The sequence below is a fragment of the Pseudomonas sp. R43(2017) genome, assembly GCF_002112345.1.
GTDB classification, from domain to species: Bacteria; Pseudomonadota; Gammaproteobacteria; order Pseudomonadales; family Pseudomonadaceae; genus Aquipseudomonas; species Aquipseudomonas kribbensis.
On record NZ_NEHJ01000001.1, the window covers coordinates 305,082 to 325,689 of the forward strand.

A 20,608-nucleotide genomic window follows, 5' to 3' on the forward strand; every position below is an offset into this window, starting at 1 on the left:
CGATTATTGCGGCGGCTGCCACGGCTCGCCCGTGAGATAGGCCCGCAGCAACGCCCGCTGACAGGGCGACATCGACCTCACCACAGGCATGAACAGCGTGGTGCCTTTGTAGGCATCCGAGGTTCGGGCGAGGATCGGGTTCTTCGCGCCCATGATCGCGTCCGGCTGGTTCAGCGGGATGTAGCGGGACATGGCCGGGAAGGCCAGGTAGTGAAAACGCAGGACGTTCGGGTACATCTGCTCCCAGGTGATGGTGGTGCCTCTGGGGATGCCGAAGTCGGTCTCGGCGTATTTGCGGAAGTTGGTGAAATAGGTGCCGCTGTCCTGACCGTTGACGGTGTAGGTCAGGGCGACGAAGCCTGCGAGGGGCGCTGCGGCGGGTTTTACGTTGACGGAGAACGTGACGGATAACTGACCGGGGCTCAGCGTCAGCGCAGGGGGAAAATAAAGGAAGTCGCAGTAACGCTGTTGCGTGTAATACGGCCCCGAGGGCGCGGCAGTGAGATCGATTTCGGTTGTGCTGGTCACCGCAGCCCCCAGATACCGGACCTGCAGCGTAATCGACAGGCCCTGCGGGTAGTCCTCGGTATAGACACTGCGCTGATCGGCATAGATCCGATAGACAGACTCCGTGGCCTGCAACGTAGTCCCGGCGACCGAGCCGGGGGCGCTGATGCCCAGCGGCGAAGATCTGACCGCCGACTGTTGGGCTGTATTGAGCGGCAGATCGACAATGCCGCCATACACGTAATAGTCGAACAGGGGACTGCTGGTCGGATCGAGTGTGCCCAGGGTGGTCTCGCCGGCTGCCACGGTGACAGTGCCGTAATTGCCGTTAGGTCCGATAGGGCTGGTGATGTCATCCCGGACGGCCCTGAACGTCTGTTTCGGAATGATATTGACCATGTCGACGCTCAGCATGGACGGGCTGCTCAGGTCTGCATAGCCGGTGCCGCCCGTGCCCTGATTGACGATCTGACGGCCCGCCTGACAGTCCAGCGGCTCATTGGCGAACGCCGGCGCCAATGTGCCGATGACCCGGCCGATGCTCGGGTTCGGGGTGTCTCTGCCGGCGGCATAATCGGCTTGCAACTGGGGCGTGGTCATCGTCGGGCACATTTCGAACATCACGAAACGCAGAACGATACCGGTGGCGCCCGGCGCCTGGATGATTGATCGCAAACCGGCGCTGTTCTGGTTCCAGCTGACAATACTGCTCAGGGGGAAGGTCAGCTGGAAGGTGCCACTGATACGGCAGGAACCGGGTGCATCCAGCTCCTTCGGCGTTGGCTGCAGCACCCGCTTGCCGAGATCCAGGCTGCTGCAGACTGCATTGTCGTGAATCAGCAACTGGATGTTGCTGCTGCCACCGATTTGCAGGCCACCGACAAATATCTGGGTGGTGGTGGTTGAGGTAGGGTCGAGGTCCACCATCATCGGTCCTGAAACCGGCTTCTGTCCGGTCACCGGGTCCACGGAACCCAGCAGATAGACCGGCTGGCCCACCAGATCCCCGGTGGTACTGACGCTGCCCGGGCTGCCCTGAGAACTGATCAGCGCATTCTGCATGTCGACGACATGTTGCCCGTAATGATTCCAGCCGCCGGCGGTGTAGTAGTCGCCCGTAGGCGCATTGATCATGCTGTTCAACTGATCGTCGGTATAAGACCGGGCCCCCGATGCCAGGGTCGAAGTGGTCAGGTCAAAGATCGGCCAGTTGTCATCGCCGTCATAAGGAATGGTCGGTGAATTGTTCGGCAGGCTGACATCCGTGCGGATGCCTCCCCAGAAATTCAGTCGCGGGCCGTTGAGGATGCTCATGATTTATTTCCCGTCCTTGATGGTTTTGCCGAGCGGCGAATTGGCGAATTTGAACAGGTAGGAGTAATCGGACTTGTAGGGGCTCTTGACCGGCGTCGCCATGGAATGGCAGTTCATGCAGCTGCTGTTGGGCTGGATGTAGCTTTCCATGGTCACGTTGGCCGAAAGTGCCGGCGTCGGCTGGCCCAGCGGGTTGCCTGGGTTGTCAGGCATCAGCGGGCGCTGGGTGGTGATGAGCTGGTAGTACTTCAACACGCTGTTTTGCAGGCCCGGATCGGCCTGGTAACTGGCGTTGATCTGGTTGGTGATGTCGGCGATCGGCGTGACCCGGTTCAGCGGATTCGGGGTCTGGAACGTGGTGCCGGATTTGGGCACGCAGACCTGATGCGGGCCCTGGGTCTGCCAGTCACACGGTGACTGGTTGAGGGACGCGGCGGGCGCTGCGGCGTTGAAGTAGGAATAGGCCGTGCCCGCCACAGGCTGATCGACCCATTGGCCGTTCACCAGTGCCTTGGGCGGAACGTTGTCGACCTGTTCGAACGTCGACCAGATCCACTGCGGATAACCGTTGGCCTTGGTGATGATGTGCAAGCCCACCAGCCCGAGAAACGCCTCGGTGACACCGTTCTTCTGGCCCTGCTCATCGAAGGTCGCCACCCGGGCGAGCAGGGTCAGGTAACGGCTGGCGTTGTCATGGGTGGTGAGGATGCGCCAGCTCGACTTGATCTCGATGACGCCCCACGGAAACGTGATGTTGTTGGCTTTGGAGACGACGTCGGCGTTATAGAAGTTGTTGCCCACGATGTAGTTGTACGAAGTCTCGTTGGCCGAAATATCGTAATAGGTCGGGTTTTTCGCCTGATCGATCAACCAGCCACCGACCGCCTGATCCACGGCGTTGACCTGAGCGCTGTTTTTCAAAGAGGCGATGTTGATGATGTTGAAGCTCTTGGCGATTTGCGGGGAATTCCACGGCCCGGGGTTGGCAGCGTTCGGCAGAAAGATTTCCCCCACGGTCTTGTAGGTCTGCCAGACGGTGTACCCCGCCGCACCGGGCTGTTTGGTGCAGTCGGGATTGCCGCGCTGCCCGCTCTTTGCCGGCCAACTCAGGGCGATGAACATCTGCCAGCTGTATTGATCGAACTGATCCTGACCGGCCGTGGCGGCCGGTGCGGTGCTCGGCGGCTGGCAGTTCAACTGGCTGGCTTGCATCGACGGCATGGCTTGTTCCCTGGCCAGTGCCGGCAGGCTGGCCAGACCCAGCAACATCACGGAAAAACAGAGTGTGGTTTTCATGGCGATCCTTCGTCGTTGATCACGGTTTACGCTGCATGAGCTTGTTCCACTGCGCCTTCTGGCCATTGCTTTGCGACTCTGGTGGCTCGAACAACTGGCAGGGCGGCGGGTTCGACGGGCACATGGCGGCGACCTGCGCCCAGGTCTGTTTCGGGTCCGGTTTGGCGATGCGGAAGTCGGTGTAGTTCTGGCTGACGATCGGTGCGTTGGCGACGCTGGTATCGCCGGAAAAGAAGAATGACTGCGGCGGCCGGTAGGGTGGTTGCCCCGACATCTTTTTGTAGAAGGCGTAGCCGAACAGGATCGGACCTTGTGGCGAATCCAGATCCAGGGCGTAGGCCTGCACGCTGCCATCGAGATTCTTGCTGCGCTCGGCGCTGTAGGGCAGGTGTTCGATGAAGTCCTGCCGTGGCGGATGATTCATCGGTGAGAACATGCAGCAGGCCGGCATGTCTTTCGGGCGATCCTGCGGATAGGTCAGGAAGTACGCCTTGTTGCCCAGGGACACGAACGAGCAGGTGTAGTTGTTGTTCTTGATCGGGAAGATCGGCAGACAGTATTTCTCGTAGTGCTCCATCATCGCGCCGAAACCGTCGCCGTCCGGCGGAATGTATGTCGTGTCGTAGTAGCTGGTTCCGCGAGAGACGGTGTAGTCCGCAGGCTTCAGGGTCGTTGGCGGGTTGCTGTAGGGCGGCGGGTTGTTTTCGTAGTTGTGCATCACCCGGTACATGGTCCAGTTGCTGATCCAGAACGCCGGGAAGAACGGGTCGGAAGGCTCACCCGGATTGCGTTTGGCGATGCAGTTGCCGTTCTGTTCATCGCACCCCAGCGTGTTGTGTACACCATTGGTGAAGTAAACGGCGCCGCTGTCCTGGGCGAATGCAGAGGGGCAGAACAACAGGATCAACAGCAACAGACGGTTCAAGAGGCTGACGTTCATGGGTCACTCCCTGGCAAGGCGCACTGCGGGCGCGAGGCCCGCAGTGGCTCATCTTTCCTGATGAATCAGAGGTCGTCGTAATCGCTCATCTTGAGTTGCATGGGCGGGAAGTTGCGCTTGACCAGTTTCTGCGCCCACAACTCCAGTACCGCGCGACGGCTTTGCGAAAGGTCGCGGGTGATGGGCATCGCGAGAGTGCTTTCTTCCTGGTACTCCTTGCTGATCAGCCGGATCAACTGATCGACAGCGCCTTCGACGCGCGTGCGGGAGTTGAGCGGCATGAACTTGTTCATGATCGGGTACAGGTAATAGAACGTCTTGAGAACCCTTGGGTAGATGAAGTCATCCCAGATCGCCTCTGGCGCATTCTTGTTCTTGTAGATCTCGTTCCAGTAGTTGACGAAGTCCTGTTGCAACGGCATGTCCAGAGGCAGGACGCGCAGCGGGGCGAGGAAGTCGATCTGGGCCTGGTTGAACGAGAAGCTGAAAGGAATGTCCGGGTCGCTGGTGCCTTCCTTGACGATGAAGCGCAGCGTAGGGAAACCCGGGGCCTTGGCACGGAAACTCACCTGGGCTTTGCCATCGGGGTCGGTGGTGATGGCGACGTAGGAGTAATCCACCGTCTGATCGTTATCCAGCGTTCCGCTGGTGTAGACGCCGGCGTCGAATTCCAGGCAAGGGGTCAGGGGCACCGTGATCGGTTTACTTGAGCCATTCATGAATGACTGATAACTGACCTCAACGCCCACCGGTTTGTCTTTGGTTTCCAGATTGACCAGTCGACGACCGCTGCCGGTGGCCAGGTAGTTCGCTACAGGCGCCGTGCCCTTGAACTGTGGCAGGTTGGCGGTGTTTTTGTTGCGGTCTGCGTTGTCGTAGAACAGCGTGAAGTCAGGGTTATTTACGAACGTCAGGTAGTAGTCGCTGGTGGTCACGTTGTAAGGGTTGCCGTATTCCACCACCCAGAGTGTGGTGTTGGCGGCCGGTTGACCATTTTTCTGCACCATGATGTTCAGCGTCTTGTGATCGTTCACGTCGACGAAGGTGCCGCTTTCTACCACCTCGGCGGTCCAGACTTGCTGAGTGGCGGCCTTCACTGGGCCTGATGAAGTCTGTTGCTGCAACTCCAGCGGGCCGGATTGCAAGGTGGTCGCCTGCGTGGCACTGAGGGGGATATCCAGCAGCCCCGAACGTTTGTCGAAAGCCGACTGTCGATACTGCTCGAAACCGATATCGACCACCGGCACGAAATTCCCGTTCTGCGATACCCCCAGCTTGAAGTCGCCGGCCTGGAACTTCTCGGCCGTCAGGACATCGGCGTTCTTGTCCAGCGGATAGAACGGAAACGTGTTGGCCAGATCCAGCGACAACGTGTTGTTGGTGATCTGCACCGAGGTCACGCCCAGATTGGTGCTGGTCGGCTTAGGCATGTCGGGGCGAGTGACCATGATCTTCTGGTCGGTGACCAGACGCGGGCCGGCGGGCGCCGTGGGGTATTCGTGATCGAACCACAGACCCAGGGTCGCGACGGTACGGTTGTAGGCGGGGTTGAAGAAAATATCGGAAACGTTGTCCAGCCCCTTTTGATACATCGCTGTCATGCGGGCCAGCGCCGATGGGTCATTGTTGCGGGTGTTGATGTACGGGAAGTCGTTGAACACACCGTTCCTGTCGTAACAGGTGAGGTACGTGGCGAACCTGAACATCAGGCCCTGAGCGTTTTGCGCCTCCATCTGTTGCTGAAGATTGCTCAGCAGGACGGAATCGCCGATGACCCATTCCAGATTGTCCCGGGGAAAGCAGGTCTGCCAGGTGGTGGTGACATACGCCAGGCCACCGAAGTCGCCGGCCCAATTGAATGTCAGGAAGCGGTCGAGCATCCGGTATTGACGGTTCAGGGTCAGGCCACAGGTGGCATCTCCCAGCTGCAGCTTGTCGAAGTACAGCGCCGTGAAAGTGTTTTGCCATGGGCTGATATCGACAAAGCGCGCGGCCGTCGGGCTCTGACTGCCAAAAGGATTGCCGAGCAGCTGGAAGTCCCTGCCGACCAGTGCGTCCTGAGCAATGTAGGTGTTGGCCTGCAACTCGCCGCCAATAATGGTCGAGCGGGTGCTCTGGTAACTCACCGTCCCGCAGGCGTTGTCGCCAAACAGGTCCCATTCGGCGGGTATGAACGGGAAGGTGTTCGGACCTCCGTTGGTCGGCACCTGCTGCACATAGGGCGGCAGATCATTCTGCTGCACCGGTGAAATGATCCAGGGCATCAGGGTGGTGGGAGCGTTCTCCTGGGTGATGTCGTAGTAGCGGGTGAACGGCCAGTTGATGTCCATCTTCACCGCGTCATACAGCGGCAGCACATCGTTGTTGTTGGCCGTCGGCGGGTTCCAGAACATATGGCCGTTGAGGTAGATCCGGGGGAAGTTCAATACGCTCATGTCGTGCTCCTTAGCGTTGCCACTGGGCGCGCTTCAGCGACCAGACAAAGTCCAGTTTTTTGTAGCCTTCGAAGTCGGAGGCCGGCAGCGGAGTGGTCGGGTAGACGATGCCGCCATCCTGTTTCATGGCGAAGTTGTAGTAGCCCTTGTCGTTCGAGTAGGCCGCTGTGCCGTGGCAGGCCAGACACGACGAGGTGTTCTGGAACGCCGACTCCAGCTGCGAGTTGGCCAGCACCTGAGTGACGGGCTGGAACTCGACCCCGATCAGTTCGTACTTCGACAGCGTCGGGTTGCTCGCCTGGAAGCTGACGTTCACCGGTTTGGCGGCCGGGGTCGGCCCGGTGGTGTTGGTCATCGGCGTCGGCGTGGGGGCGTTGGTCACCGTGTATTTGCTGTTGTTGACGTTTTCGAAGGTGGTCCAGACCCAGTTGGCGTCCAGCTTGTTGACCACATGCAGCCCGCTCAACGCCGCATAGCCGACCTGGTAAGTGCCGTCCTGTTCGTAATAAGCCTGGCCAATGTAGTAACCGTCGTTGGCCAGGGTTTGCCGGTAGGTGGTGTCCGAGCCGATCCACAGCCACGCGGCCTTCAACTCCCACGCCGTGGCCGGGAAGTCCAGGTTGCCCGGCAGCGCGGCCTGACCATTCATGTTGTAGACCTTGCGCTGCACGATGTAATCGAAGGTGTCCTGACCCATCAGCAGTTGAAAACGCACCGGGTTGCCTTTCTGAGAAGCAGGCACGGCGCCGCCCATGTGCAGCGCCAGACCGTCGACCTGTTGCGTGGCATTGAGGTTGTGGAAGGTCCGGTTCAGGTCCATTCCCAGCGTTCGGGCCTGTGTCAGCACCTCGGTCGGAGGCGGCACGGGACTGGCGTAGGCGCCGGGTGCAGCGCCATCGGGCAGGTAGACCTGATCCGAAGGCTTCATGGTTTCCCACACCCGGTTGCTGGCCTGGGTGGGGCTGAACTGGTTGAGACAGACAAACCAGTTCCAGGCCATGGTTTCGGGGCTTTGCTGGAACGCCGCCCGGGTCTGGGCAATGTCGGTTCCAAACTTGAGGAATTGATTGCAATCGAAACTGTTGGTGTCCTGTGCCTGAGCCAAACCGGCCAGTGCACTGAGAACGGTTAAAGAAATGGCTCGCCGCATGGAAGCTCCTTGGCATTGGCCGAGTGGTGGTAGAGGTGCCCCAGAAAATGCTGAAGGAGCAGTTGTTTCACTGCCGTGGCCGCCAGGGTTTGCGGCAGCGGCAGATCGCAATTGGTGATGAGCAGCGGGCCGGTTTCCTCGCGTTCGGGCAGGCGACCGTGACTGCCACGGACCAGTCCTGTGTCCAGTGGAATCAGGTCCATGTAGTAGCGAAAACCGAGTTTTTTCTGCAGCAGTCGCCGCGCGACTCGCAGTTTCGGGAAACGAATGGCCGGGTCGATGAACAGCTCCAGCGGGTCGTAACCCGGCTTGCGGTGGATGTCCACGGTGCGGGCAAAGTCGGGGGCCTTGCGATCGTCGAACCAGTAGTAGTAATCGAACCAGTAACCCGCTGCGGCCACGGCCACCAGTTCTCCGCTGCGCGGATGATCCAGCGCAAAGGCCCGTTGCTCGGCCTTGTCCAGCACCTGCTCGATGCCGGGTTGGCGCTGCAACAGCGCTTTGACACGAGGAATGTCCCGGGCGTTTTTCACGTAGACATGGGCGATCTGGTGATCGGCCACGGCAAAGGCTGCACTGGCGCCGGGGTCGAGCAGTTCCCAGGTCAGCGACTGGCGTACTTCCAGCAAACCTTCCGAGCGCAGCACGCGGTTGATGGACACCGATTGGCTGACCGCTTCGATCCCGTATTCCGACAGCAACATCACCGCCGCGCCTTGCGCCTCGGCGAACGCCAGCAGACGCCCGACCTCATGGTCGATAGCCCGCACCTCATCGGCAATCGACGGGTGATCGGGCCCAACCCGCTGCAGGCTGTAGTCGAGGTGCGGCAGGTAGATCAATTGCAGGTCGGGCCGATTGAGCTGGAATTCAGCGATGGCGCAATCGACGATCCAGCGGCTCGACGCAATGCCCGCCGCCGGACCCCAGAATCCCGGAAAGGGAAACTCGCCAATCTGACGTTCGATGGTTTCGTGCAACGAAGCGGGCGACGAATACAGGCCGAACAATTTGCGGCCATCGGCGGGGTAATGAGGACGCGGGGTGATGGCGGCGTCTACGTCGGCGTACATGTTGTACCACCAGAACAACTGGCTGCAGCGAAACCCCGGGATCTCGCGCTTGAGTGTCTCCCAGACCTTTTCCCCCTGGATCAACGCGTTGGGCTGCAGCCAGAAACGCACTTCGGCCTGATCGCGAAAGTACCAGCCGTTGCCGACGATGCCGTGCTCGGACGGCGGCCGTCCGGTGAGAATCGAAGCCTGCACCGACGAGGTGACGGCCGGGAACACCGGTTGCAGGCTGGCCATTCTGGCGGTTTTGAGCAGGGCATTGATGTTCGGGGTCGCGTCACCCAGTAGCGACGGCGTCAGCCCGACCACGTTGATCAGCAGCAGCGGTTGACGTGGTTGTTCAGAGGGCATCGGCGTACGTCTCCTGCGCTTGTGGCTGCAACAGTTGCCGTTGGCGCAACTGCTCCTCGACCCATTTCAATTCCGCCGCGATGCCCTGCAGTTGGGCGTGTTCGGTGGTCGGGCGCAACTGGGCGGGAAGGACGCCCCAGCTGTAGGTTTCCACCTCCAGCACAGGGCGAAACTCCCGATGGTCGGCGAGATAGTCGAAGGTCTGCGCCAGAGCGATCTGACTGCCGCTCAGCTCGGGCAACACCAGCTGTTCGCTGAACAGCGGGATATGGAAATGAATACGCAACTCGGAAAAGTGATCCGGGTGCTTCACGCAATCGTCGAGGGCGGCGGGCAGATCGGCCCAGGCCACCAAGCGGTCCTGCGCGTCCAGCGCCTTCACCTGATGCAGGTAGGTGGTTTCGCAAAAGTCGCTCAAGGTCTTGAGGACCCGTTCACGACGGCTGTCGTCCGCAGAGGGCAGGCGACAGACCAGAGCATTGGACAGCTGGATCTTGCCGATCGGCACCCGCGCCTGACGCAGCCTGACCAGCGAGCGATAACAGTCTTCGAACATCACGGCCTGGTGGCAGACGTCAAAACATAGCGCCAGATACTCATGGTGCGGATCGGTGGTTTGCCAGCGGCGGAAGAAGGCGATGGCCTGATCGGTGTTTTCCAGCACGCAGTCCGGTTCCATCTCCAGACAGAACACGATTTTCTTGCCGGTCTCCCGATGCAGCCTGGCCAATGACGTCGTGAGTTCGCGCAATTGAAACTCGGCACGCTGTTGCAGGGTCGGGCTCCAGGTGGCGGCGTATCCCAGCGGCACGGTGGAAATCACCCCTTGATGACAATCCGCCGGCAACGCCTGCGCGAGGATCTGCGCCAGTTCGAGGCTGTACGCCAGTCGCTTCGGCTCGGCCCAACTGGGCAGGTACACGGCGGCTTTCACCGCGCCCTCATGAAACTGTCCGTAAGGGAAACCGTTGAGCGAGGTCAGTCGCAATCCACTGCGTTGCAGCAGTTCGAGGAACTCCGCCCGCGCGGTTTTCTGCTGTAACCCGGTGGCGGCGAGGGCGCTGATCCAAAGCCCACTGTCCTGTTGTTTCAGCCCGCGTTGTGCGCGCACGCCCTGAAAGTGCTGTTCGATGGAGGCCTTCAGCCTGGCCAGGTCATGGGTCGGGTGCACGTTGCTGCAATACCCGACCTGCGCGGCAGCCCAACCCATGCCGGCACTCATTTGATCACCGGCTCCTGCCCGCGCAGGGCAGAGTTGTCCTGCCATTGCCGGCGCTGATCGATGGGCAGCGGCGTGCTGATCAGGGTTTTGTCCAGTTGACCGCTCTGGGCGAAAAAATCCACCGGGTTGTGGAACAGCACCTGTTCGACCTGAGCCTCGCTGAAGCCCGCCGCCAACATCGCCTGACCGGTTTTCGGCACCTTGAGCGGGTCGCTTATGCCCCAGTCGGCGGCGCTGTTGACCACCATTTTCTCGGTGCCGTACTCCTGGAGCAGGGCGACCATGCGCTGTTCCGACATTTTGGTGTTGGGATAGATCGAGTGACCGCGCCAGCAGTCGCTGTCCAGTACCAGCGGCAACGTCAGTTCGTTGAGGTGATCGATGATCACCAGATTTTCATTGATCCCCACCTCGCGAATCACCGCCAGCGTGCGCTTGGTGCCGCCGATCTTGTCGCGGTGCGGGGTGTGCACCAGCACCGGCAGGTTGAATTGTCTGGCCAGTTCCAGCTGTGCGGCGAGAAAACGATCTTCCTCGGGCGTAATGTCGTCGTAGCCGATTTCACCGACCGCCACCACGCCATCCTTCACCAGATAGCGCGGCAGAATCTCCAGCACTTCGTTGGCCACCGACAAGTCATTGGCCTCCTTGGGGTTGAGGCCGATGGTGCAGAAGTGATGGATGCCGAACATGCTGGCGCGAAAGCGCTCCCAGCCCAGCAGGGTGTCGAAGTAATCGATGAAGCTGCCGACACTGGTGCGGGCCTGACCCTGCCAGAAGGCCGGTTCGATCACCCCGGTGATGCCGGCGGCGGCCATGTTCTGGTAGTCGTCGGTGGTACGGCTGACCATGTGAATGTGCGGATCGAAATACTTGGGCATGGTGAATCCTCGTCAAGGGAAAGGAGACGTTGGGTATCAGTTCAGGTGGGCGCGCCATTCCGGTGGCAGGCGATGCTGTTGATCCAGCTCGACCAGTCGCTGACGCTGCGTCGGGCTGAGCCGGTCGAAGGCAATCGCCAGGGGCAAGCCGACGGACACCGCCCGGTCAGCCGCGAGTTGCTCTTCCAGCAGGTCGAGGGCCAGTTGATTGAGGGTGAGGCTGTGTCGCTGGCTCAGGCCGGTCAGGCGTCGCACATCGAGCCCCATGCCCAGTGCTTTCAGCACCAGTTGGTGGAAGGCCCGTTCCGGGTAATGACGCGACGGGTAGGGCGTATCGAGGGCGAGGGCGGCAAACACCTGGCTGTTGCTGGTGCGCCCGGCCTGCAACGCCAGCTCCACGCAGTGCCCATGGCTGTCGAGCCAGTCGAAGGCTTTGAGGACGGCGATCTTTTCCTGATCGTCACCCCATAGAAAAAGCTGGCGCAGCAAGGACAATTGTCCGCCCTCGGAGGACTGTTCAAGGACCTGTGCCAGCAATAACGCACGTGCCAGCTGGATCAGATTCCAGTGGCTGTCGGGCAGCGCCCGGTCACGCAAATGACGCTTGCACTGGCCGCTCAGGAGCGATGCGGTATTGGCGTCCGGCTGCCGGGCCAGTTGTTCCTGTGCCTGACGCCACCAGTGCAATTCGCTGTCATCGAGTTGCCGGCTCAGGGCCTGATGGTGTTCGGCAAGGCAATCGCGGCGCATGCCGAGGGCCGCCGTCGGCGGCGCGGTGACGTCCATGTTCATGTCGGTTTGATCCAGCGTTGAAAGTGTGGGAGCAGGAAAAACACCAGAACACACAGCAGGCTGCCCAATGGTTGATTGGCCACAGCCATCACCAACGCATCGAACAGTGGCAGCGCCGCGAGGCCGGCCCCGATAAAGGCGCGGACCTTGCGTTGCTGCGGGTTGGCAAGGTGCTGGCGGTAATGCCAGCCCAACCAGCCAAGCCAGAGCAGCAGTACCGGCCAGAACCACAGGCTGTCGGCGTAGATCGCCAACGCGAGCGGGCTCAGCATCAAGAGCAGAGGCAAGCGACTGAGAAACTGGTTGTTGTGCTCATTACGCGCCAGATAGGTCAGCCCGCTGATGTAGATACCCAGCAAAATCGCGCAGAGCCAGATCGGCTCCGGCGGCACCGCCAGACTGGCGGCCGCCGTGAGGTACAGCGCCGAGCGACAGGCGCCCATCAACCAGACGCTGTGGGCGTATTTTTTGTGCAGCACGTTGTAGCCAATGATGCAGCCCACCAGCAGGGTGACACTGGCCAGCAGCCAATGCGGCTGGTCGATCAACTGGCTCAGGCCCAGCACCGAGGCTGCCGCCAATGTCAGTAACAACACGGTGGCGAGGCGCACTTGCTGGCGGCTGACCAGCCCCAGCGTGATGGGCCGAGGATTGTGGTGTTGCTGGTCCCAGTCGGCATCCAGCAGATCGTTCAGCAACATGCCGGCCAGATACAGCAGCGACAGGGTGAACAGCAGCAGAATCCACACCAGCCACGAGGGCGGCGCCAGGGCACCGGCGCTGCTGGCCAGCAGCGCGGCGGCCAGGGTGTTGGTCCACACCGTGGGCAGGTTGGAAACCCGGCCCAGGGTCAGCCAGGTCTTGAGGCTTTGCGGGGTCTGGCTCATTTCGCGAAGCCCTCGCTCAAGTCGAGCACCGGGACGCTGCGGGCGGACAGTTTCTGCAGCGCCTGCTCCATCCGCGCATCGTCGATTTCATGCAGGTCCACCGACTGGCCGATACCGCTGAGCATCGGGATCGAGAGTTGTCCGCCCAAGTGCTGGCGGAACTCTTCCAGCCCGAGCAACACCGGTGAGCGACCTTGCGCATCTTTGAGGGTCAGTTCCGGCGGGCACAGGTTGAAACCGAGTCGGGTCAACAGACTCATCACCCGTTCACAGTCGACATCGCTCAACAGCCCGAGGGCATTGGCGTAGAGCCCGTCGAGGGCCATGCCCACCGCAACGGCTTCGCCATGGCGCAAGCGGTGGTGACTGAGGTTTTCCAGTTTGTGCGCGGCCCAGTGCCCGTAGTCCAGCGGCCGCCCATTGCCGCGTTCGAAAGGATCACCGGCGCCGGTGATGTGCGCCAGGTGCAGTTCGGCACAGCGGCGGATCGCGTAACGACTGGCCGGATGATCGAAGCGGGCGAGGGCGTCGGCCTGTTGCTCCATCCATTCGAAAAATGCCCGGTCTTTGATCAGCGCAACTTTCACCGCTTCGGCCAGCCCGGCGATCTGGTCACGGCGGGTCAGGCTGGTCAGCAACTGGAAGTCATTGATCACGGCGGTGGCGGGGTAGAAGGCACCGAGCAGGTTTTTCTGGCCGAAGGCATTGATGCCGTTTTTCACGCCAATGCCGGCATCGTTCTGCGCCAGTACGGTACTCGGCACGCGGATCAGGCGTATGCCGCGATGGAAGGTGGCGCAGGCGTAGCCCACGGAATCCAGTACCGCACCGCCACCAAGGGCCAGCACATAACAATGCCGGTCCAGGCCGTGTTTCAGCATGTCGGCGTAGAGTTGCTCCAACACCTGAGAATCCTTGCTCAGTTCACCGGCCGGCACCGCAATCGGCGGCGCCTGCAAATGCAGGTCCGCTGCATGGGCGGCAAAGTAGCCATCGATCTGATCCAGCAGGTGCGGCGCGCTTCTCAGCAGTTGCTCATCGGCGAACACCATCACCGTCACCCGGCCGTTTTGCCGGGCGGTAAGTTGTTGATGCAGGCAGGGGTTGGAAGCGTCGAAGAGGTGATCGGTGAACACCACCGGATAGTCGTAACTGACCTCGAAACGCCCGTGCAGTGCTTGCCCGGCGCCGTGTTTGCGCAAGGCCTTGAACAGGCTGTAGCCGGCGATGAACAGCCCCGGCAGCACCATGCTGGCGAGAATCGTCACCAGCAACGCGTTCTCCTCGACGAGGAATGTGCCGATGGCGCTGTAGGCCAGTGCCAACCCGGCGTTGGCTAGGGTGGTCACCAGCAGGAATGAGCGCAGCGGATAACGCTGCATGCCGGCGGCCACCACCGAGGTTTCAGCGAGCACGGGCACGCCGCGCAGGCAGATCAACGACAGCGTGCTCAGTCGATAGGCCATTTGCCCGGGCTTGCGCTGATGCAGGCCGAGACGACTGGACAGCATCCGGAAATAACCGGCACCCAATGCGTAACCCAATCCGGCACCCAGGCACAGGCCAATGAAGATCACCAGATAACCGCCGACGCTGCCCAACATGGCCACGGCCAGCAGCGCGACCACGCTGGAAGGTACGGGCAACACAACGTCCAGCGCCAACAAGGCGATCAGCAAAAGCGCCAGGTTGAGTTGCTGGGTGGGAGAACTCGGCAGGTACAAATCGAGATGATTGAGGAAGTCCTGGATCTGCTGTTCGAACAACAGGAAGCTGGCAATCACCAGTACTGCAAAGCAAAACAGTGACAGCCAGAAATGTCCGGCCGACGCATTTTTCGAGAGCGCACGATACCAACGGCTGTGCTTCATCAAGCATCCCTCTTGATTGTGATGACTGAGTTCCGTTCAGCAACTAAAGCAGCGTCTTGTTTGTTTCAGAAGAATGAACGCTCCCGCCGGGAGGGCTGTTTTTATTATTCGATTGATAGCGCTTGCGAAGATATTCATGAACCTAGACGGTTGTCGTGGTTTTGCAAGTCGATTGGATGATGGCGTTTTTCAGAGGGTATTTAGTGGGAGAGAGAGTGTCGCAAGGTGTCGGGACTTGTCTGTAGGTATTTTCAGCTTATTCAACAAGGTGAGCGCTTTTGTTGAAGTGATTTAATTACTGTTTAAAGCGCAAGATGAGAAACAATTTCAACTGAGTTTATTAGCAAGCTACTTAGATGGTGGCCAAGTGGCATTATTTTTTGTTATTTGAGTTATTGCGGCTGGCTATAAGTGTTCTTGATAGTTGAGTGAATTACTCGGTTAGTTGACCTTTGAACTTGCAAGTTAACCTTGAAAGAAATATCCGGATGAAAGCCGTTTCGTTCAAAACTTTCGACAACCTCCATTCGGACTAGGCAAGCCTGACGATTCTGCCGTGCACTGCCCGGACCAGACTCGCTGCTCAAAGGGGCACCAATTCACGGGTGCTCCGCCAGACGAGTAGAAGGCGCCGCGATGGAGTTTGCATTCAGCGACGAACAGGAAATGATCCGCGCATCGGCCGAAGGTTTTCTGGCGGATGTCTCGGATTCTGCCGCCGTGCGCGCGGCGATGGTCAGTGAACGGGGTTTCGACGAGGCGTTGTGGCAGCGCCTGTGCAGCGAAATGTACTGGCCGGCGATACATATTCCCGAAGCCTATGGCGGGCTGGGGCTCGGATTTGTCGAACTGGGAATCCTGCTGGAACAGATGGGCCGGCGATTGCTGTGTTCTCCCTTCTTCGCCACAGCCTGCATGGCCACACCGGCGCTGTTGCTGGCCGCTGACGATCAACAAAAGCAGCGCTGGCTGCCGTTGATTGCCGACGGCAGCGTCACCGCCGCGTTGGCATTCAGCAGCGCCAATGGCCGCGCCGCCGAAGACGTTCAGGCCACGGCGGTGAAGGAAGGCGATGGTTTTGTGCTCAATGGCACGCTCAATCATGTGCTCGACGGACATGGCGCTGAGCTGCTGATCATCGCTGCGCGACTGCCCGGATCCGTTGGCGAGGCAGGCATCAGTCTGTTCGCCGTGGATGCCGATCACCCCGGAATCGAGCGGCAGATGCTGCCGACGATGGACCAGACCCGTCGTCAGGCACGCATCCGGCTCAACGGCGTATACCTCGACGGGCAATGCCTGCTCGGCGAGTTCGGCGCAGGCTGGCCGCACCTGGAACGCGTGCTGCAACTGGCCTGCATCGCCCTGGCCTGCGAGCAGACCGGAGGCGCGCAACAGGTACTGGATCTGAGCGTCGCCTACATGCAGGAACGCCAGCAATTCGGCCGGCCGATCGCCAGTTTCCAGGCCCTCAAACACCGCGCCGCCGACATGATGCTGCAAGTGGAATGCGCCCGTTCAGCCAGTTATTACGCGGCCTGCGTTGCCCAGGAAGTGCTCGATCCCGAAGGCGATCCGCAGGTGGCCGCCGAGTTGCCGACAGCCTCCGCGCTGGCCAAGGCCCAGTGTTCTGAAACCTTCTTTCATTGCGCCTCGGAAGCCATCCAGTTGCACGGCGGGGTCGGCTTCACCTGGGAATACGACGTGCACCTGTATTTCAAACGCGCCCGCGCCAGCGAGAGTTTTCTCGGTCTGCCGGCCTGGCATCTGGAGCGTATCGCCGAGGCGATTCTGGGGGAGCAGCCATGAAAATCAGTTTCAGCGAACACGATGAACGCTTCCGTCAGGAAGTGGCTGACTGGTTGCGCATCAACCTCAGCGGTGAATTCGAAGCCCTGCGTTTTCGCGGCGGCCCGGGTGACGAGCACATGTTCCCCGAGGAGCGCAAAGCCTGGGAGCGCAAACTCGCGGAAGGCGGCTGGACCTGCGTGGGCTGGGCTCCGGAACACGGTGGCCGAGGACTGTCGATCAGTCAGCAAGTGATTTTTCACGAAGAATACGCCCGCGCCGGCGGTCCCGGACGCATGGGCCATATCGGCGAAGGCCTGGCCGGCCCGACCATCGCCGCTTTCGGCAGCGTCGAACAGCAACAAAGGTTTTTGCCGGGCATCGTCAACGGCACGGCATTCTGGTGCCAGGGTTATTCGGAACCGGGCGCAGGGTCAGACCTGGCCAACGTCAAGACCCGGGCCGTGCTCGATCAGGACAACGGCACTTGGGTCATCAACGGGCAGAAGGTCTGGACCTCGCTGGCCCATGAATCGGACTGGTGTTTTGTGCTGGCCCGCACCGAGCCCGGCAGTGTCGGCCATCGCGGTCTGTCGTTCCTGCTGGTGCCGATGGCGCAGGCCGACATCACCGTGCGACCCATCGAGCAACTGACCGGTACGTCGGAATTCAACGAAGTGTTCTTCGACGACGCCCGTACCGATGCCGCCAACATCGTCGGCCAGCCGGGTGAGGGCTGGAAGATCGCCATGGCGCTGCTTGGTTTCGAGCGCGGGGTGTCGACCCTCGGTCAGCAGATGCAGTTTCACAATGAACTGAACGAGATCATCGGCATCGCCCGGGCCAATGGTGCCGCGCGCGATCCGGCCCTGCGTCAGCGTCTGGCCCAGGCCTGGAGCGGTCTGCGGATCATGCGCTACAACTCGCTGCGCATGCTGTCGGGGGCCCAGGACGGTTCGCTGCGCAAGGAAGCGACCATCTACAAGCTGTTCTGGTCCACCTGGCACGCCAATCTCGGCAAGCTGGCGATGGATGTGCTTGGCGCCGATGCTGAACTGCTCGAGGCCGCGCCGTATCAACTCACGCGCCTGCAATCGCTTTACCTGTTCAGCCGCGCCGACACCCTCTACGGCGGCAGCAACGAGATCCAGCGCAACATCATCGCCGAGCGCGCTTTGGGCATGCCCAAAGAGCCACGCCTTCCTGTGTGATCAAGGAGTTTTCCATGTCTGTTCCTCACTATGTCGCCGGTCACGGCCTGTTGCGTGGCAAGTCGGTGCTGATCACGGCAGCCGCCGGCGCCGGTATCGGTTTTTCCGCCGCGCTGCGGGCTGCCGAAGAAGGCTGTCGTGCCTTGATGATCAGCGATATCCATGAAGGCCGGCTGGCCGAAGCGGTGCTGAAGATCCGCGAAGCCAGCGGTCTGCAACAGGTTTTCGGGCAAGTCTGCAACGTCGCCGACGAAGCCCAGGTGCAACAGCTGATTGCCTGCGCCGAGCGCGACCTCGAAGGCGTCGATGTGCTGATCAATAACGCTGGCCTTGGCGGCTCGGCGTTGCTGGTGGACATGACCGACGAGCAGTGGAGCCGAGTCCTCGATGTGACGCTGACCGGCACCATGCGCATGACCCGGGCCATGCTGCCGAAGATGATGGAGCGCCGCGCCGGGGTGATCGTCAATAACGCATCCGTGCTCGGCTGGCGGGCGCAAAAAGAGCAGGCGCACTACGCGGCGGCCAAGGCCGGGGTCATGGCATTGACCCGTTGTGCAGCCGTCGAAGCTGCCGATTACGGAATCCGCATCAACGCGGTGAGCCCGAGCATTGCGCTGCACGATTTCCTGCGCAAATCCGCGCCCCAGGCCGTGCTCGAGCAACTGGCGGCCAACGAAGCCTTCGGCCGCGCCGCCGAGGTCTGGGAAGTGGCCAATGTGATGATGTTCCTGGCCAGCGACTACAGCTCCTACATGACCGGCGAAGTGTTGTCGGTTTCCAGCCAGAGGGCGTGACATGCCGCGTATTTTCGACACGCCTTTCTCCCTGCGCGACGCGGTGGGTGAAGAGCTGGGCGTCAGCGACTGGCTGTTGCTGGCGCAAGACCGCATCAATCTGTTTGCCGAAGCCACTGGCGATCATCAGTGGATTCACGTCGATCCGCTCAAGGCCGCCAGTGGTCCCTTTGGCGGATGCATCGCCCACGGCTATCTGAGTCTGTCGCTGGTCAACCTGTTTCTGCCGCAGATCGTCGAGGTTCGCGGCATTGCCATGGGCGTCAACTATGGCTGCGAGCGCGTGCGTTTCCCCACGGTGGTGCCGGTCGGTTCCCGTGTGCGCGGCCGTGCGCAGTTGATGGCCGTCGACGAGGTCAAGGGCGGTGTCCAGGCGACGATCCGCGTCAGTGTCGAGATCGAAGGCGAAGAACGCCCTGGCTGCGTGGTCGACACCATCAGCCGCTACTACCCACAAGATCCAGCAGCACCTTCGAGGAGTCCCGCATGAAAGAAGCCGTCATTGTTTCGACCGCCCGTACCCCGATCGGCAAAGCCTTTCGCGGTGCCTTCAACGACACCGAAGCGCCGCTGCTCGGTGGCCACGTGGTGCGCGAAGCCGTGCGCCGGGCCGGCATCGAGCCCGGCGAAGTGGACGACGTGATCATCGGCGCGGCGGCACAGCAGGGTACGCAGTCCTACAACCTCGGTCGCCAGTGCGCGATTGCCGCAGGCTTGCCATTCTCCGTGTCGGGTATGGCCGTCGAACGCCAATGCTCGTCGGGGTTGATGAGCATCGCCATGGCTGCCAAAAGCATCATGTGCGACGAAATCGACATCGCCGTGGCCGGTGGCCTGGAGTCGATTTCGCTGGTGCAGAACAAGCACAAGAACCTCTATCGCAACCAGTCCGGGGTAGTGCTCGAGCGCGATCCGCACGCATACATTCCGATGATCGAAACCGCCGAGATCGTCGCCGCCCGCTACGGCATCAGCCGCGAGGAGCAGGACGAATACAGCTACCACAGCCAGGTGCGTACCGCCCTGGCCCAGAGTGCCGGGCTGTTCGACCGGGAACTGGCGCCGATGACCAGCCGCAAGGCGATCTTCGACAAGGCCACCGGCGAAACCCGCTTCGAAACCCTCAGCCTGCAACGCGACGAGTGCAACCGCGTCGACACCACCCGCGAGAATCTCGCGGCACTGGAGCCGGTCTGGGCCGGCGGCGAATGGACCGAGAAGGGCCGTTTCATCACTGCCGGCAATGCTTCGCAGCTGTCCGACGGCGCGTCGGCCTCGGTGTTGATGAGCGCCAAACTGGCCGAGAAACGCGGGCTGGAGCCTTTGGGGATTTATCGCGGGATGGCCGTCGCGGGCTGCAACTCCGACGAGATGGGCATCGGCCCGATCTACGCGATTCCGAAACTGCTCAAGCGCCAAGGCCTGACCATGGACCACATCGGCCTGTGGGAGCTGAACGAAGCGTTTGCCTGTCAGGTGCTGTATTGCCGTGACACGCTGGGCATTCCCCAGGAGCGACTGAACGTCAACGGCGGGGCGATTGCGCTGGGGCATCCGTTCGGCATGTCCGGTGCACGGATGGTCGGCCACGCCTTGATCGAAGGCCAGCGCCGTGGCTTGCGCTACGTCGTGGTGAGCATGTGCATCGGCGGCGGCATGGGCGCTGCGGCACTGTTCGAGGTGGTCTGAATGATCAGTGCGCAGCAGATTCAAACCACCATGGCCCGTTATGTGGAGTTGGTGGATGCGGGCGATATCGACGGGATTCTTGCGCTTTACAGCGAAGAGGCGACGGTTGAAGACCCGGTTGGCCAGCCGCCCATTCAGGGCCTCGCGGACATCGAGCGTTTCTACCGCCAGGGCCTGGGCGCGAGTCAGGTGTCGGCCACGTTGACCGGCCCGGTGCGTGCGACGTTGAACGGGTGTGGGGCGATGCCGTTTCGGGTCGATATGCAGTGGGCGGGGCAACCATGCTCGCTGCATGTGATCGACGTGATGGAGTTCGATGACGCCGGCAAGATCCGCTCGATGAAGGCCTATTGGAGCGAAGCCAACATCGGACCGCAGTCCTGATTCCGGTTGCAGGCTGCGCG

At 61.1% G+C, this 20,608-nt stretch carries 17 protein-coding genes; 6 read left to right on the top strand and 11 right to left on the bottom strand.

Annotated elements, in window-relative coordinates; genetic code table 11:
- Positions 1-3: 3 nt before the first annotated feature.
- The 11 genes from CAG02_RS01310 to CAG02_RS01360 form a co-directional block, all read right to left on the bottom strand.
- Entirely contained in the window at positions 4-1,821 is a 1,818-nt protein-coding gene (locus CAG02_RS01310) for a hypothetical protein (RefSeq protein WP_085709946.1), read from the bottom strand.
- Between the two features lie 3 nt (positions 1,822-1,824).
- The gene (locus tag CAG02_RS01315; protein WP_085709945.1) at positions 1,825-3,117 is read right to left on the bottom strand and encodes a hypothetical protein; all 1,293 of its coding nucleotides are present in this window, start codon (positions 3,115-3,117) and stop codon (positions 1,825-1,827) included.
- Positions 3,118-3,136: 19 nt separating this feature from the next.
- On the bottom strand, positions 3,137-4,057 hold the full coding sequence (locus CAG02_RS01320) for a hypothetical protein (protein ID WP_085709944.1): 921 nt from the start codon (positions 4,055-4,057) through the stop codon (positions 3,137-3,139).
- 65 nt (positions 4,058-4,122) lie between these two features.
- On the bottom strand, positions 4,123-6,492 hold the full coding sequence (locus CAG02_RS01325) for a hypothetical protein (RefSeq protein ID WP_085709943.1): 2,370 nt from the start codon (positions 6,490-6,492) through the stop codon (positions 4,123-4,125).
- Positions 6,493-6,502: 10 nt separating this feature from the next.
- Positions 6,503-7,642, bottom strand: a complete 1,140-nt coding sequence (locus tag CAG02_RS01330) for a hypothetical protein (RefSeq protein WP_085709942.1) — start codon at positions 7,640-7,642, stop codon at positions 6,503-6,505.
- Positions 7,621-9,066, bottom strand: coding sequence for an alkaline phosphatase family protein (locus CAG02_RS01335; RefSeq protein ID WP_085709941.1), 1,446 nt, complete (start codon positions 9,064-9,066; stop codon positions 7,621-7,623). Before CAG02_RS01335 ends, CAG02_RS01330 begins: the two co-directional genes overlap by 22 nt.
- Positions 9,056-10,288: a metabolite traffic protein EboE gene (eboE, locus tag CAG02_RS01340; RefSeq protein ID WP_085709940.1), complete on the bottom strand. Its 1,233-nt coding sequence runs from the start codon at positions 10,286-10,288 to the stop codon at positions 9,056-9,058. Before eboE ends, CAG02_RS01335 begins: the two co-directional genes overlap by 11 nt.
- Positions 10,285-11,169 carry a TatD family hydrolase gene (locus CAG02_RS01345; protein WP_085709939.1) on the bottom strand — a complete coding sequence of 295 codons (885 nt, stop codon included), beginning with the start codon at positions 11,167-11,169 and terminating at the stop codon, positions 10,285-10,287. The genes eboE and CAG02_RS01345 overlap by 4 nt, the downstream gene beginning before the upstream one ends.
- A gap of 36 nt (positions 11,170-11,205) precedes the next feature.
- The gene (locus CAG02_RS01350) at positions 11,206-11,961 is read right to left on the bottom strand and encodes an EboA domain-containing protein (protein WP_085709938.1); all 756 of its coding nucleotides are present in this window, start codon (positions 11,959-11,961) and stop codon (positions 11,206-11,208) included.
- Positions 11,958-12,848: a UbiA family prenyltransferase gene (locus tag CAG02_RS01355; protein WP_085709937.1), complete on the bottom strand. Its 891-nt coding sequence runs from the start codon at positions 12,846-12,848 to the stop codon at positions 11,958-11,960. The genes CAG02_RS01350 and CAG02_RS01355 overlap by 4 nt, the downstream gene beginning before the upstream one ends.
- A complete protein-coding gene (locus CAG02_RS01360) occupies positions 12,845-14,719 on the bottom strand; it encodes a 3-dehydroquinate synthase (RefSeq protein WP_085709936.1) in 1,875 nt (624 codons plus the stop codon). Before CAG02_RS01360 ends, CAG02_RS01355 begins: the two co-directional genes overlap by 4 nt.
- A gap of 636 nt (positions 14,720-15,355) precedes the next feature.
- On the opposite strand from CAG02_RS01360, the gene CAG02_RS01365 reads away from it, so the two are divergent.
- The 6 genes from CAG02_RS01365 to CAG02_RS01390 are packed head-to-tail and all read left to right on the top strand — an operon-like array spanning position 15,356 to position 20,588.
- Entirely contained in the window at positions 15,356-16,528 is a 1,173-nt protein-coding gene (locus tag CAG02_RS01365) for an acyl-CoA dehydrogenase family protein (protein WP_085709935.1), read from the top strand.
- Complete coding sequence (locus CAG02_RS01370; RefSeq protein WP_085709934.1) at positions 16,525-17,718, top strand: acyl-CoA dehydrogenase family protein; 1,194 nt, start codon at positions 16,525-16,527, stop codon at positions 17,716-17,718. Before CAG02_RS01365 ends, CAG02_RS01370 begins: the two co-directional genes overlap by 4 nt.
- A 14-nt stretch (positions 17,719-17,732) precedes the next feature.
- Positions 17,733-18,515, top strand: a complete 783-nt coding sequence (locus tag CAG02_RS01375) for an SDR family oxidoreductase (RefSeq protein ID WP_085709933.1) — start codon at positions 17,733-17,735, stop codon at positions 18,513-18,515.
- A 1-nt stretch (position 18,516) separates the two neighbouring features.
- Positions 18,517-19,005 carry a MaoC family dehydratase gene (locus CAG02_RS01380; protein WP_085709932.1) on the top strand — a complete coding sequence of 163 codons (489 nt, stop codon included), beginning with the start codon at positions 18,517-18,519 and terminating at the stop codon, positions 19,003-19,005.
- Positions 19,002-20,204, top strand: a complete 1,203-nt coding sequence (locus CAG02_RS01385) for an acetyl-CoA C-acyltransferase (protein ID WP_085709931.1) — start codon at positions 19,002-19,004, stop codon at positions 20,202-20,204. The genes CAG02_RS01380 and CAG02_RS01385 overlap by 4 nt, the downstream gene beginning before the upstream one ends.
- Positions 20,205-20,588 (top strand): steroid Delta-isomerase, encoded by a 384-nt coding sequence (locus CAG02_RS01390; protein WP_085709930.1) that lies wholly within the window; start codon positions 20,205-20,207, stop codon positions 20,586-20,588. It abuts the gene before it with no gap.
- Positions 20,589-20,608 lie beyond the last annotated feature (20 nt).